The sequence below is a fragment of the Streptomyces sp. PCS3-D2 genome (assembly GCF_000612545.2).
Lineage (GTDB): Bacteria > Actinomycetota > Actinomycetes > Streptomycetales > Streptomycetaceae > Streptomyces.
This window is the reverse complement of record NZ_CP097800.1, coordinates 136,023-148,787: the sequence shown is the minus strand read 5'-3', so window position 1 is coordinate 148,787 and position 12,765 is coordinate 136,023. Positions and strand designations below refer to the sequence as shown.

General features: G+C 73.1%; 14 protein-coding genes. 5 read left to right on the top strand and 9 right to left on the bottom strand.

Translation table 11 applies throughout. The features are described 5' to 3' along the window. Window positions 1-144 precede the first annotated feature (144 nt). Window positions 145-438: a WhiB family transcriptional regulator gene (locus AW27_RS00405; RefSeq protein ID WP_037917587.1), complete on the top strand. Its 294-nt coding sequence runs from the start codon at window positions 145-147 to the stop codon at window positions 436-438. Window positions 439-482: 44 nt separating this feature from the next. Here the strand turns inward: AW27_RS00405 and AW27_RS00400 are convergent, their stop codons facing one another. Continuing rightward, window positions 483-773, bottom strand: coding sequence for a hypothetical protein (locus tag AW27_RS00400; RefSeq protein WP_037917591.1), 291 nt, complete (start codon window positions 771-773; stop codon window positions 483-485). Between the two features lie 328 nt (window positions 774-1,101). Between AW27_RS00400 and AW27_RS00395 the strand changes: the two genes are divergently transcribed. Then, entirely contained in the window at window positions 1,102-1,626 is a 525-nt protein-coding gene (locus AW27_RS00395; RefSeq protein ID WP_037918600.1) for a DoxX family protein, read from the top strand. 13 nt (window positions 1,627-1,639) lie between these two features. Here the strand turns inward: AW27_RS00395 and AW27_RS00390 are convergent, their stop codons facing one another. Both AW27_RS00390 and AW27_RS00385 read right to left on the bottom strand, forming a co-directional pair. Beyond that, complete coding sequence (locus AW27_RS00390) at window positions 1,640-2,023, bottom strand: hypothetical protein (protein ID WP_037917593.1); 384 nt, start codon at window positions 2,021-2,023, stop codon at window positions 1,640-1,642. A gap of 759 nt (window positions 2,024-2,782) precedes the next feature. Next, on the bottom strand, window positions 2,783-3,487 hold the full coding sequence (locus tag AW27_RS00385) for a 4'-phosphopantetheinyl transferase family protein (RefSeq protein ID WP_157840186.1): 705 nt from the start codon (window positions 3,485-3,487) through the stop codon (window positions 2,783-2,785). Between the two features lie 397 nt (window positions 3,488-3,884). On the opposite strand from AW27_RS00385, the gene AW27_RS00380 reads away from it, so the two are divergent. The 3 genes from AW27_RS00380 to AW27_RS00370 all read left to right on the top strand — a co-directional run bounded on the left by AW27_RS00380 (window position 3,885) and on the right by AW27_RS00370 (window position 6,597). After that, the gene (locus tag AW27_RS00380; RefSeq protein ID WP_037917596.1) at window positions 3,885-4,193 is read left to right on the top strand and encodes a hypothetical protein; all 309 of its coding nucleotides are present in this window, start codon (window positions 3,885-3,887) and stop codon (window positions 4,191-4,193) included. A 166-nt stretch (window positions 4,194-4,359) separates the two neighbouring features. Then, window positions 4,360-5,772, top strand: coding sequence for a hypothetical protein (locus AW27_RS00375; protein WP_106967539.1), 1,413 nt, complete (start codon window positions 4,360-4,362; stop codon window positions 5,770-5,772). A gap of 21 nt (window positions 5,773-5,793) precedes the next feature. Next, window positions 5,794-6,597, top strand: coding sequence for a DUF4232 domain-containing protein (locus AW27_RS00370; RefSeq protein ID WP_078555979.1), 804 nt, complete (start codon window positions 5,794-5,796; stop codon window positions 6,595-6,597). A gap of 303 nt (window positions 6,598-6,900) precedes the next feature. On the opposite strand, the gene AW27_RS00365 is transcribed toward AW27_RS00370, so the two are convergent. The 6 genes from AW27_RS00365 to AW27_RS00340 all read right to left on the bottom strand — a co-directional run bounded on the left by AW27_RS00365 (window position 6,901) and on the right by AW27_RS00340 (window position 12,765). Then, window positions 6,901-7,158 (bottom strand): hypothetical protein, encoded by a 258-nt coding sequence (locus AW27_RS00365; RefSeq protein ID WP_078555980.1) that lies wholly within the window; start codon window positions 7,156-7,158, stop codon window positions 6,901-6,903. Then, window positions 7,145-7,435: a DUF6400 family protein gene (locus AW27_RS00360; protein ID WP_037917603.1), complete on the bottom strand. Its 291-nt coding sequence runs from the start codon at window positions 7,433-7,435 to the stop codon at window positions 7,145-7,147. The genes AW27_RS00365 and AW27_RS00360 overlap by 14 nt, the downstream gene beginning before the upstream one ends. Before the next feature lie 611 nt (window positions 7,436-8,046). Then, window positions 8,047-8,262 carry a response regulator transcription factor gene (locus AW27_RS00355; RefSeq protein ID WP_037917606.1) on the bottom strand — a complete coding sequence of 72 codons (216 nt, stop codon included), beginning with the start codon at window positions 8,260-8,262 and terminating at the stop codon, window positions 8,047-8,049. A 1,101-nt stretch (window positions 8,263-9,363) separates the two neighbouring features. After that, the gene (locus AW27_RS00350) at window positions 9,364-9,867 is read right to left on the bottom strand and encodes a hypothetical protein (RefSeq protein WP_236647502.1); all 504 of its coding nucleotides are present in this window, start codon (window positions 9,865-9,867) and stop codon (window positions 9,364-9,366) included. A gap of 139 nt (window positions 9,868-10,006) precedes the next feature. After that, window positions 10,007-10,816 carry a dioxygenase family protein gene (locus AW27_RS00345; protein ID WP_052030188.1) on the bottom strand — a complete coding sequence of 270 codons (810 nt, stop codon included), beginning with the start codon at window positions 10,814-10,816 and terminating at the stop codon, window positions 10,007-10,009. Window positions 10,817-11,181: 365 nt separating this feature from the next. After that, complete coding sequence (locus AW27_RS00340) at window positions 11,182-12,765, bottom strand: long-chain-fatty-acid--CoA ligase (protein WP_037917607.1); 1,584 nt, start codon at window positions 12,763-12,765, stop codon at window positions 11,182-11,184.

The following is a 12,765-nucleotide window of genomic DNA, read 5'->3' as shown; positions in this document are numbered from 1 at the left end:
ACGCCCGCCGGCCGCAGCCACCCCACTGCGGCCGGCGGGCCGGCCGGCCGCAGTGGGGTGGGAGCCCGTCGCGCGACACGTTTCATCCGCCGGATCGTGAGCAGGCGAGCCTTCGTCACCAGCATCCCACGGAAGGAACAAGCGATGTCCGACGTGTCGCGACTCCCGGGCCGGGCCGAGCACCACTGGGCGTGGCAGGCAGAAGCCGCCTGCCGTGGTCTGGGCTCGCGCCGGTTCTTCCACCCGGCGGGAGAACGCGGTGAGGACCGCGCCGCCCGCGACGAGGCGGCCAAGGCGATATGCGCCGGCTGCCCGGTTCGGGCCGCGTGCCTGCGGCACGCGCTCACCACCGGCGAGGCGTACGGAGTGTGGGGCGGGCTCACCGAGGAGGAGCGCCGGGCCCTCGGAGCCCGCGGCGGCATGAGCAGGGCGGCCTGACGGCCGGCACAGACCTGCGGCCGGCCGGGTCCGGGGGCTGCGGCTCAGGGCAGTCCGGTGCTCAGCGGACGGGTCGCCCCGGCCCGTACGGAGTTGATCACCGCGTCGTGCAGGGTGCGGCTCGCCTCCTCACTCGGACATGGGACGGGGCTTCCGGCGAGGGGCAGCCAGTCCGAAGCCCCGCTGTACTGCACCGTGACGTGCGCCAGCTTCTCCTCCTCGGTCCACGTGGTGTGGATGTCGAGCTCACCGGTGAGGACGGGCCCCGCCTCGCCGGTCATGACTCCGTCCCGGCCGGCGAAGATCCCGCGGGTCGTCCATGATGCCCAGCTCATCCGGCCTCCTTGCCGCACTGCGCGCAGCGCATCGCACTCGTCGTCCTGTCAGTGTGAACGTGTCGGCCCGCCCGCGCCCTGCGGGCGCCGGCCCACCGTGCCGCGCTCGCCGAACATGCAGGTCATCGGGGGTGCGCAGATCCGGACCGGTCACCGGGTGCCGGCGCGTGGCGCCGGCCCGCCTCCGGAGGCAGGCGTTCGGCGGCGGGACGGCCGCGTCCCGCCCGTTCGGCGGACTTGCCCGCCGCCGCCGGGTGACGGCTGCTCCGACGGGATACGGATGGCGTCGCCGCACCACGACCGGGCCGCCACCTCCAGGGAGACCTCGATGAGCCGTATCAACCGACGTGACCTCGCTCTGCTGGCCCTGCGGGCCGGAACCGGAGCGGTGCTCATGGCGCACGGCACCCAGAAGCTGTTCGGGTGGTTCGGCGGCGCCGGCCTGGACGGGACGGCCGCCGCCATGGAGCACATGGGCTTCACCCCCGGTCGCCGAAGCGCCCTCGCAGCCGGGTTCGGCGAGACGGGCGGAGGGGCGCTGCTCGCACTGGGGCTGGCCACCCCGGCGGCCGGCGCCGCGGCTGCGGGTGCGATGGCGGGCGCGGTCGCCGTCCACGCTCCCGCGGGCTTCTTCGCCCAGGGCGGCGGGTTCGAGTACCCGGCCTTCCTCGGTTTCACCGCCGCCACGATCGGCCTTGCCGGGGCGGGCCGGTACTCCCTGGACCACGCCACCGGTCACACCTTCGACCAGCGGTGGATGCTCGTCCTGGCCTTCACCGCCAGCGCCCTCGCCGCGGGGGCCGTGGTCACCAAGCGTGCGCAGGCCCGGTCGGAGGGCAGCGGCGAGGACTGACGCGCCGGGCCGATCAGCGACCGGCGGTGATCCACCGTACGAGGGCGGAGTTGACCGCGTCGCCGAGCGCGGACAGGGCGCGGATGGCCACCATGTCGCCGGCACGCGGCGGGATGCCGACGGAGGTCAGTGCCGCCTGGAGATCCAGGCGCCGCCGGTCCCAGGCCGTCAGGGACGAGGCCGGGCAGGGTACGGACGACGACGCGTCGGCCTGTGGAACGGTCGTGTCGAGGAGAGGCGGACCGTTCGTCTCGATCTGCTGTTCCCGATGCGTCCGTTCCTGCGGCGGGGCGTCGCAGGTGAGGAACTCCGCTCCCGCGGCACCCGGGAAGCGGTAGGGGTCGAGGACCAGCTGAGGGACCGTTGCCGCTGACGGGGAGTAGTGCCAGGTCTCCATGCGAACCTCCCGGGGTCGGATGCGCTGCTGTCGGGTCGGGATGGGCGTCGGGCGGGCCGGGCGAAACCGCGTGATGCGGTTCCCGCCGTCCTGCCGGGAGCCACACCCTGGCCCCTGCCGGCGGAAACCGCTACGACTCGTGACGGGTGTTTCCCCATGCGGACATGCCTGTGACCCTTGCCTGTACGCGGCAGACGTCACCGTCCGGTTGACGTCGTCGGGCCGGGGCGGGCGCGTCGCCGGCGATAGGTCGACGTGAGCGCGTTCTGCCGGATAAGCAGCTCATGCGCGCCGTGCCGTGCGCTGTGCGCCGAACGGGGCATGGATCCCGTAACAGCCGTACGCCGCCACTCGCTCACGCGCGGTGACGCCGCGCCGCAGGAGTGTGCGGGGGCCGGCCCGCCCCGATCCGACGCGGATCCGGAGGCGCACCCCCGATGAGCGAACGGGAACTCGAGAAGCTGTTCCTCACCCTCGCCTGACACCGCGGCCCGCCCCGAGGCGCACGCTGGACGGTCAGGACGCTTCGTGCCGCGCTGAGTTCCGGACGCCCGGCCGGTCCACCCCTCAGCCCCATTGCCCTGCGGAGCAGGAGGATCCGGAGGCGCAGGCCCGGGTCGTGTCCCGTCTCGTGGCGGGTGAGCCGAACTCCGGCGACGCCGCGGTGCCGGACCGGTCGGCCGGTCGGACCGGGACCCGGGCTGGACGTCGCCGAGCCCGTGACGTGGCCGGGCACGTCACCGGTGGCCACCGAGTGCGTCAGGTGTCGGTGAGGGTGGCGAGGGCAGCTTGATGACGGGGCGGGGCCGGAAGGTCGGTAAGGCGGTACCCGGGCACTGCGGGCGGGGTGGCACGGGTGCTGACGTAGGGGTGGGCGAGGCCGCCGGCGAGTCCGGTGCCGGTGGCTTTGAGGCAGGCTTCCTTGCGGGCCCAGCACCGGGCGAGCGCGGTGACGCGCTCGGCTGCCGGGAGGGAGTTGAGCTCCTGCGTCTCAGTGGGGTGGAGCACGTGCAGGACGTCGTCGACGGTGTGGGGGGTGGGGTGCTCTTCGATGTCGATGCCGACTGCGGTGGTGGCGAGGGCGATGTACGCGTGGTCGCCGCTGTGGGAGAGGGAGAAGTGGAGAGGGTTCCCGGGGACGTTGGGACGGCCGTGCGGTTCGCCGCAGCAGGGGCAGTCCTCGCGGGTGAGCCGGATGGTGCGGGCGGGTTCGCCGAGGTAGAGGGCGAGAACGGTGCGCAGGGCGAGGTGTGAGGCGGTGTAGCGGTGGGCGAGGCCGGGGGTGCGGAAGCGGGCGGCGCGTTCGCGTTCTCCGGCGTCGAGGATGGTGTGGGCGTCTTTGACGGGGTGGCCGCCGACCGTGTCGATGGTGGTGTTGAGGGCCCACACCACAGGGGCGACGGCGGTGGGCGCGGGGCCCGGAGCGGGCGGGTTGGCGCCGAGTTGGTTGATGTTCTCGATCACGCGCTTGAGGGTAGTCGAGCCGGTCGGCGCGCCGGCCACGGTCTGCGGCGGGCGAGGTGCCTTGCCCGTGGTGACGGATACGCGCGCGCCCGCACGGCGGTGACGTACGCCGCGAACCGGATGGTCGACCGGCAGCGGCAGGAGGACAATCGCGGCATGGAGGGCGTGATGGCCGCCTGTACCGGACTGCTATGACCACCGGCCCCGCGGCACAGGCGGTCCGTAACGGTACCGCTGGCGGTACCGGTGGCTCTGCCCGGCGCCGCAGCCGCTCGGCCGCCGTCCGAGGCCGTCGCATGCGGTGCCCGAGGAACCGGGCGGGCCGGTCGCGGGGGTTCGGGGCCCGGCGTCGGGGCATCCGTACGATCTGGCCCCGGCCCATCGACAGGAGGCAGCAGTGACCACCTACGTCATCACCGTGCCCGGCACCTTCTTGAAGGAGATCGACGAGGGTACCCGTTCCGATCTGGCAGGCAGGCTGGCGTCGCACCACACCGGCCTCAGCGAGTCGGAGGACGTGGAACTGCTCACGGTCCACGAGGGCGGCGCCTTCTCCGTCCGCCTCGAAGTGGACGCCCCGGACCGGGCGACGGCCGAGGCCGACGCCGTCCGCCTGCTGACGGGCGCCCTCGAGGAGTCGGGCGTCCCGGAGAAGGACGCCCCCCTGGGACCTTGCGCGGTCACCGGCATCGACGCCGAGTCCTGACACTCCTGCCCCGCCTCGTTCCGGGCGATCGCCGCCGCGTCCGCCGGCACCGGACCAACTGCAGCTGCCCGGGTGCCGGGGGCGCCCTCATACCTGGACGCCGCGGTGGTCGGTGGGCAGTTGGGGCATGTGCGGTGGGGGACGTGGTGTGGGTACCGTCGGGCCCATGGGTTTCAGTGGTGAAGGTGCCGGCGGTGGGCGGCGGGGGCATGTGCTGCTGTTGGCGGGGGACGCCGCGGTGCGCCGCGGTGGGGTGCTGGTCGCTCCCGGTGCGAACGTCGCTGCGCTGGCCATGGTTCCGGCGGGTGCGCTGCTGGGGTGCGGGGCGCCGGCGGACATGGTGTGCCTGGAGGGGGTGCGTGATCCGAACACCGTGCTGGCACGGTTGCGGGTGGCCGTGGGGGCGCCGGGCCCGGTGTTCGTGTACGTGTCGGGGCGGCTGACCGCGGACCGCCGCGGCCGGCGGTTGTTCGTGGCGTTGGCGGGGACGACCACGGGCAGCGTGCGGTACACGTCGCTGCCGTGGGAGTGGCTGGTGGGGGAGCTGGGTTCGCGTACGGGGGGCGAGACCACGGTGGTGGTCGATCTGGTGGCGGACAAGGCGGCGTGGCCCCTGCTGGGGGAGTACGGCACGCTGCCGGGGCTGTCCGTGCTGGCGGGGGTGGAGGCCTTCGGGGTGGTGCGCGGACCGGGTGCGGCTGCGCCGGCTGAGGACGGCGGGGTCAGCGGGTACACCCGGCAGTGGATCGACCAGCTCAGGCGCGCTCCGGTGCGGCCGTCCCATGTGGAGCTGCACGTACTGGCGGCCGGGTCGGCGGGGCTGCCTCCGGGGACGCTGGTGGTGCCGTCCGCGGGGGAACTGCAGACGCGTGCCGTGCCGGTGCCCGAACGCCCGCGGTACGGCCCGGAGTCCGTATCCGGGTCCGCTGCCCAGGGCGTTCCGGTCTCGGGGCCGGCAGTCGTGATTGCGCCCTCTCCTGGCACCGCACCCGCACGCGTTTCCGCTTCCGTTTCCGTCCCTGCGTCTGCATCTGCGCCAGGGCCCGTGCCCGTCCTTGCGACCGGAAGCGCGCCGGGCACCGCAGTCGGCCCGGTCCCCGTGCCCGTAGCCGTCCCCAGGTCGTTGCCGGTGGGCGCCGTGGAGGGGGATCCGCGGGCGCGTCTGCACGCCCTGGCGGTGGAGGGCCGTCATGGGGAGGCGGATGCGCTGGCGCGGGCGTGGGAGCACGCGGTGGTGGAGCGGTGGGGGCGGGTCTCGGCAGAGGCGGTGCGGTGTGCGGAGATCCGTGCGGACCTTGCGCGGATGGCGGGGGATTTCGTGTCGGCGACCCGGTTGTGGACGGGGGCGGGTCGGGTGCGGCTGGAGTGGCAGGGGGTGAATGCGGCCGAGGTCCGTGACGCTGCGACGGGAGCGTTGTACTGCTGGACGCAGGTCAGGCACCCGGCCCGGGCGCTGGAGACCGGGCCGGACCTGGTGGGCCTGCTGCGGTTGCTGCCTCTACTGGATCAGGCTCATCTGCGACTGGCCGAGCGGCGGTTGGACGCGCTGCGTACCGCGGACGCGGCTCTGCGCTTCTGATCGCGTGTTTCCGTACGCGCGATGTGCCGGCCCCGGCCGTGTGGCGGCTTCGGAGCGGTAAGGGCCGCAGCCGGTGGGCGCGGAACACGTCCGTGCGCGGCGCGGCCGACCTGGCTCCTTGGTGCTCCCGTGCCCCTCTGGTTCCCTCGCCTTCCCGCGTGCGGTGTGGGGGCGGCAGGGTCACGCTGGAAAGTGGCCCATCCGGACACCGCTGCAGTGTGGCGTGTGGGAAGGAGCGTCATGTCCTGCACCGTGAAGAGTGCCGTGGCCGGCCGCCGCCCGCGTGCGGTCCTGGCTACAACGGCGGCGGCTGTGGCCCTGCTGGCCGGGACCGCCCCGGCCACCGCCTCTACTACCGGAACCGCAGTCGGGGGTGACGTCGGGAGCGGGATCGTCGCCGCCCCTGTGCCCCCGTGTCGTGGTGGGCAGCTCGCGGCGGGGGGTGCCGAACGGTTGGGGGCGGACGCCGTGCGGATCACCGTCGTCAACGAGAGCGGGACGCCGTGTGTTCTGCGGGGCTACCCCACGGTCGCTCTCGCTGGTCAGGGCTCGCCCGCCAACGCCCGGTCTCTCACGGTGGTCCGCCAGGGCCCGGCCCGCCCGGTGGTGCTGCCCGCCGGTGGCGCGGCGGTGTCCCGTGTCTCCTTCGCGCCGGTGCTGGGGGAGGCAGACGGCTACTGCGCTTCCGGTGCCGAGCCGTTCGCCGCGCCTTCGATGGTGGTCGGTGTGGCGGGTGTCCGCTTGCAGATTGCGCCCGACGACGGAGGGAACTTCGCGGTGTGCGGGACGGTCGTCCGTGCCACTTCCTTCCGCCCTGCCGCCTGAACCCCGTGCCTCCGGCCCCGGCCGACGGTTACTCCTGCGCTGCGGTCTTGCCCGAAGCGGTGGGTACGGGTGCGGAGTCGCAGGTGCCGGCGCCGTTTGGCCGGGCTGTCCGCGACGGGCCCTGCCCGGACGGTGTTCCGCGAGGTCCGACCGTGTTCCGGCCTGCCGCCGCGCCCGGCAGAAAGGGGGCGAGAAGAAACGTGGTGGTGAGGGGCGTGCAGCAGTGGTGCGGGCGGGCGGCTGTGGGTCCAGGGCCGGACGAGCACCACTGAGGACGCGCAGAGGGCTGTCAGGTTGGTGCCTTCAGCGGGTCGGTGGGGTTGTGGTGGTGTGCTGCCAGGGGTGGCGGGTGGCGCCGAAGCCGCTTTCGTGAACCCATGCGTGGCTGCAGTGGGGGCATTGGAGGTGGAGCAGGCTGCCGGTATTGGTCAGGAGGTAGCGCCAGTGCGTGGGGCAGGTGCGCTGTTGTCGGCAGGGTTCGCAGTCGTGGGTGTCGCGGCAACGGGGGCAGGGGATCCAGGCGCGGCGGCCGGGGTCGGCCTGCGGGTCAAGAGGCAGCACGGCCGTCTCCCCGGATGGGCAGGACGCCGGCGGCGACGAGGCCGTCGTAGAGGCGTTGCTGCTCGGCGTCGAGTCCGGAGTACAGCAGGTCGTATGCGGATTCCTCACCGAGGAGGACTTCCACCGGGTTCCAGTCGGGTCCGAGGGCTTCCATGATGTGGGCGCGCCGGAGGACCTCGTGCGACGTGAGGTCCAGGGTGAAGTCGGCGGACGCCGACCCGCCGGAGCCGGCTGCGGTGTCGGCGTTGTCGTCGGGGGAGGGGGTGTGGGGGGCCATGCCCTCGAAGTTAGGTACCCCTTCTTTTGCCGGTCAAGGGAGGGTGGGGGGAGTCACAAGCAGCCCCTGGCCTGTCCTGATCCCTGGGCGAAGAGGTGGCGGAGCGTGTCGTATATGTCACCAGAAGTCGCGGTGGGGGTGGTGGGGTCTGCGTGTGACGGTCGGGCCCGGGTGGGGTGCCTCCGCGTTCTTGGTCGATGCGTGACGGAGGCCGGCGGTCGGCGGCTCTTGACCGCCCTGGAGGTCGTTCCGGTGCGGCGGGGGTCGTCTGTACCGGCACCGGGCCCTGCTCGGGGGTGCGAGCCTGCGGGGGATGGCCAGGGCGGGGATCCGATGGGGGCGGCGAACGGCGTGGCCGGCTTCGTGGGTGGGACTTGGGGAGAAGTCGTGGCCGAGGTGGTCCTGGGCCTGCTCACTGGTGCGTATCTCGGTCGCCCGGCCCCCCTCGCCCACCTGAATCGGCCAGTCGGTCCGCGCTTCACGCTTTGCGGGGGAGGGGCTGCTCGGCATCTTCCTCGCGCACGGTGCGCGGCAGGTCTTCCGCGCCCTCGGGGTGGCGTTCATGCCGTCGATGGGGATCGGAGCGCGGGGCTGGGCCCGGTGGTGGGGGTTTACAGGCCGAGGGCGATGGCGATGCGGGTCATTTCGGCGGTGCTGTTGACGTTCAGTTTGGCTCGGATGCGGCGCAGGTATGCGTCGACGGTGTGCTTGGAGAGGCCCATGTGGCGGGCGGTCTGGAGGTAGGTGTGCCCGGCGGCGATGTGGCGTAGTGCTTCCTGCTCGCGGGGGGCGAGTCCGGCTGTGGGGGTGGCGGGTGTGGGAGTCATGGGATTTCCTCTGCCGTGTCGGCTCGGTCACCGCTGCTCGCGTCCTCGGAAGCAGTAGGGATATCTAGCTGGATGTCCCTTTTGTTGTCTTATGAAGAGCGTGGCTTCGGGACTTCATGGGGCTGTCCGTCGACTGTCACAGCCGTGTGACAGGCCACCGCCACCCCCGCCGCCTGCGCCGTTCCCGCGGTCCCTGCCGCCCCTGCCGCCCTCTGCCGTGCAAGAGTCCCGCGACCGGTCGGCTGCACCGGGGAGGCCGGATGTCGGGTGCGTGCACCCGGCGGCGGATCGGTCCCAAGGCGCCTGTGCGGGGCGCCGAGCGTGACGAGTGCGCCGTGAGGGCAGGGCGGGCGGGCGGCCCGGGTGGAGGGGATGCGGAGGCCGCGAAACTGCGCGGTGCCGCAGCGCCCGGTACGGCACATGGCGGTGTCGCCGGAGGGGAGGGGGCGAGCCGGTGGGTTGCGACCCGGTGATGGCCCGCTGCCTGAGGTGTCTGCCGTTCCTTCGACCCCGAATTCTGCGGGACGGGTTGTGCTCGGCCGGAGCGAGTCGGCCGTGGGGCCGGTGTGCCGGTGGACGTGGAGAGCACCGCTTCGTGGGAGGAGAACGGGGAGCCGAGGAGGGGCGCGAGCGCTTTCAGGAGACGGCGAGGTGCCCGCCGGGGAGACCTGCGGACGAGCCGCTTGCATTGCGACGCCGGCGGCATGCACCGTCACGGCGTGTAGCGATCGTGCGCGATCCCGGGTGGCGCCCGCGGAGGGTTCTACCGCTGGCGCTGGTCGGTCGCGCAACGGTCGCGCCGCGTAGCGGCAGGCACCTGCCTTGCTGGCCGGATGCGGGCCGAGCACCGGCGGCGTTTGGTGCCTCGTTGCGCCGGATCCCCTGTCGCGACGGGACGCGCCGCACGCGCCACAGCAGTCGAGCTCGTCGACATCCAGTGCCCGCAGGGCCCTTGCTGAGAGCGGCACCCTGGTGCGAAGGGTGCTCCTGCAGAAGGAGGGCCGTCTCGGGCAGTCCTTCACCAGCCGTGTCATGGACCTGCCGGGCGATCCCAGTGGGAGAGCGGGGGCAGGTCTGAGGCGGGCACCCCAGGGGCTGGGGTCAGGTGGTGGGAGTGGGCGCGGGGGTGTCGTAGACGAGTTTGTAGGTGATGTCCTTGGGGATGGGGGCGGGCGAAGTGTCGGTGTAGAGGAGTCGGATTCTGGTGAAGCGTTGAGTTTGGGGGTGGTCGGGCCAGGGCTGGGGGTTGCTGAGGGTGACGGTTACCGGGTAGGGGCGGAAGCGGCCTGCGGCGCAGTAGGGGCGGCAGTCGTTGACCATGTCGGTGCCGGTGGCTGTGGCAGTGCTGGGGCCCCACGTGTTCCAGTGCAGGTCGACGAGTCGGTTGTTGCCGTCGCCGCAGGCGAGGAGGTATTCCTCGGGCCGTATGTGGCCTTGGGAGGAGCAGTCGACGACGACCGGGTCGGGTGGGGGTGCGGGCGCGGGGTGCGCGGCGGAGGCTGGCAGGGCTGCGACTGTGAGGGCTGCAGTGGTGCTCAGCAGGATCCCGGTCCGTTTCCGGGACCGGGGGTGGTGGGTGTTGTGGCCGTGTCCTGAAGTGTCCACGAGGCCTCCCTTGCCCGTCCGTGGCGCCCGTCGGCGCTGTGGCCAAGCCCAGCTTCTCCGATCCGGGCGAGGCGCGCACCTGCTGGGAGCCGGCGCCCTGGACCGGGGGAGGCCGCCACCCCGGCCCGGGTGGGGCGGTTCAGGTGATGCCGATGGTGTACGTGGTGTGATACCCGCCGCCGTCGCTGTCGGGCGTGAGGGGCAGGGTCATGGTCTTACCGGCGGCCCGGTAGCGGCTGTCGCGCTGGTTGGGGTGGTCGGGGGCGCTGCGGTGTGCGTACGGCGGGCGGGCGTACACCTGGGTCAGGAGGTCTTCCGGGAAGAAGAACTGCGAGGTGGTCTCGGTGCGGGAGTCGGGGCGGACTTTGAAGTGGATGTGCGGGGCCAGCCCGGCGTACCAGCCCGGCACGATCGTGCGGAAGGTGCACCGTCCGGTGCGGTCCGTGGTCTGGGTGCCGCGCAGGAAGGTGTCCTTGCCGGTGGAGTAGTCGCCGTTGGCGTCGGCGTGCCAGACCTCGACGGCGGCATGGGCGAGTGGCCGGCAGCCGTCGGCGACCCGTACGACCGTGAGGTCCAGCCGTAGCGGTACTCCGTTTCGGCCCTGGGTGATGTCGGAGCGGACCAGGTCCACGTCCAGGTAGTACGGCCCCGCGCCTGCCTCGACGGCGAGGATGCAGGCGGGCGCGGCCGCGGTGGTCCGTCCGGCCGGGGGCGGGGGGCCGGTGGGCTGTCCGGCTGCGCTCCGTGTTCCGGACGGGGCTGCGCACGCCCCGCCCAGGAGGGCGGCGGCGCCGGCCGATCCGGCGGCGAGCAGCAGGGCGCGGCGGCCGGGCGGCCTGGGGAATGCACCACCGGCACCGGCACCGGCACCGGCGCCGGTGCCGGCACCGGCACCGGCAGAGGCGACGAGCTCGGGGGTGATGGTGTTGGTGTTCTCGTTCTCGACCATGCGAACCCCTCATGCACGCCGTGGATGCCGTTCCGCGCGGGTGGGCGGGCGCGGCAACTGGCCTCACCGTGCCGGAGGCCACCCGGCCCGCCGGGCACCGACACGCCCTCGTCCGCCCTTCCCATCCCACCGGCCCCGCCTCCGCGGGCCTCCCTGCGGTTGGTTTGTTGGTAAGGGGTGAGGTTCCGTCGAGATGCGGGGATGGGTGACAGAGGGGCAGATGGGTCCCATGAGAGGAGTGGCGGCGGTGAGACCGCCTGCGCGCCGGCACGGGGTGACCGTCGTCGCGCTACGGACCGGCAGGCCGCGGGTGCACCGGTACGCGGACACCGCCGGTGGTACGCGGACACCGCCGGTAGGACCCGCTACTGCCGTCCTGTCGTGCCGGTCAGGAGGGAGACCAGCTCGCGTTTGAGGATCTTGCCGCTGGGGCCCAGGGGGAAGGAGTCGGTGAACTCGACCCGGCGGGGGTACTTGTACGGGGCCATGCGCTCTCTGCTCCAGGCCACGATCTCGGAGGCGAGGGCAGGGCCCGGGGCCGCGCCGGGGCGGGTCGTCACCACGGCGCACACCTCCTCGCCGTGGACGGGGTGGGGCAGGCCGATGACGGCTGCCTGGGCGATGGCCGGGTGGCGGGCCAGGACGTCTTCGACCTCGCGCGGGTAGACGTTGTAGCCGCCGCGCAGGACCACGTCCTTCTTGCGGTCGACGATGGACAGGTAGCCCTCGTCGTCCTTGACGCCGAGGTCGCCCGAGCGGAACCAGCCGTCCACGATCGCCTCGGCGGTCGCCTCCGGCCGGTTCAGGTAGCCGGCCATCACGTTGTGCCCGCGGATGACGATCTCGCCCACCTCGCCGGCGGCGAGGAGCTCCACCCGGTCCTCCACATCCGCCCGGGCGATCTCGACCTCGACGCCCCAGATCGGCCGGCCCACGGTGCCCGGTCTGAGCGGCCACGCCCGCTGGTTGTACGACACCACGGGAGAGGTCTCCGTCAGCCCGTACCCCTCGAAGACCGGGCAGCCGAACTCCTCCCGGAACGCGTCCAGGAACGCCACCGGCAGCGCCGAGCCGCCGGAGAACGCGCGGTCGAGCTGAGGTCTGCGCGGGTCGGCGCGGGCCGCGTCGAGGAGCGCCCGGTACATGGTCGGGACGCCCATGAAGAGGGTGCACCGCTCCCGGACCATGAGGTCCAGCGCGCCCGGCCCGTCGAACCGGGGCATCAGGACCAGGGTCGCCCCGGCCCGGAAACAGGTGTTCATTCCGCAGATCTGGCCGAAGGTGTGGAAGAGGGGGAGACAGCCGAGCAGCACGTCGTCCGGCGTGAAGTCGAAGGGCGACTGCATCGTGGTGTCGACGTTCATGACGACGTTGAGGTGGGTGAGCAGGGCGCCCTTGGGGCGGCCGGTGGTGCCGGAGGTATAGAGGATCACCGCGATGTCACCGGGGTCGCGCGGCACCTGGCGGTCGACGGGTGCGCTGCGCGCCGCGAGCGCGTCCAGCCGCGGCGGGCGGCCACCCCCCTGCTCACCGTCCGCCCCTTCCTCCCCGTCTCCTTCCTCCATGACGGTGAGCAGGGGGGTGCCGGTCGCCTCCGCCGCCTTGCCGCCCTCGGCCAGCAGCGGGGCGGCGCAGACCAGTGCGACCGCCCCGGAATCCTCCAGGACGTACGCGATCTCGTCCGAGCGGAGCAGGGCGTGGACGGGGACCGCGATGGCGCCGAGCGCGAGTACGCCGAAGTAGGCCAGCGGGAAGTGCGGGGTGCTGGGCAGCAGCAGCGCCACCTTGTCGTCGGGGCCGATGCCCCGCGCGCGCAGCGCCGCCGCGTACCGGCGTGCCCCGTCCCACAGTTCACGGTAGGTGATCCTCCGGGTACCGCACACGACTGCCGGGTGCTCCGGCCGTCGTAGCGCGGACTCGGCGAGGATGGCCGCCACGGAGAGGGTCAC

What these genes read in the sequence shown, in the direction of transcription:
- AW27_RS00400 (WP_037917591.1), bottom strand. Translation starts at nt 773, where the DNA reads ATGAGCTGGGCATCATGGACGACCCGCGGGATCTTCGCCGGCCGGGAC.
- AW27_RS00370 (WP_078555979.1), top strand. Translation starts at nt 5,794, where the DNA reads ATGTGCCGGCCCCGGCCGTGTGGCGGCTTCGGAGCGGTAAGGGCCGCA.
- AW27_RS00360 (WP_037917603.1), bottom strand. Translation starts at nt 7,435, where the DNA reads ATGGCCCCCCACACCCCCTCCCCCGACGACAACGCCGACACCGCAGCC.
- AW27_RS00395 (WP_037918600.1), top strand. Translation starts at nt 1,102, where the DNA reads ATGAGCCGTATCAACCGACGTGACCTCGCTCTGCTGGCCCTGCGGGCC.
- AW27_RS00355 (WP_037917606.1), bottom strand. Translation starts at nt 8,262, where the DNA reads ATGACTCCCACACCCGCCACCCCCACAGCCGGACTCGCCCCCCGCGAG.
- AW27_RS00345 (WP_052030188.1), bottom strand. Translation starts at nt 10,816, where the DNA reads ATGGTCGAGAACGAGAACACCAACACCATCACCCCCGAGCTCGTCGCC.
- AW27_RS00375 (WP_106967539.1), top strand. Translation starts at nt 4,360, where the DNA reads ATGGGTTTCAGTGGTGAAGGTGCCGGCGGTGGGCGGCGGGGGCATGTG.
- AW27_RS00405 (WP_037917587.1), top strand. Translation starts at nt 145, where the DNA reads ATGTCCGACGTGTCGCGACTCCCGGGCCGGGCCGAGCACCACTGGGCG.
- AW27_RS00390 (WP_037917593.1), bottom strand. Translation starts at nt 2,023, where the DNA reads ATGGAGACCTGGCACTACTCCCCGTCAGCGGCAACGGTCCCTCAGCTG.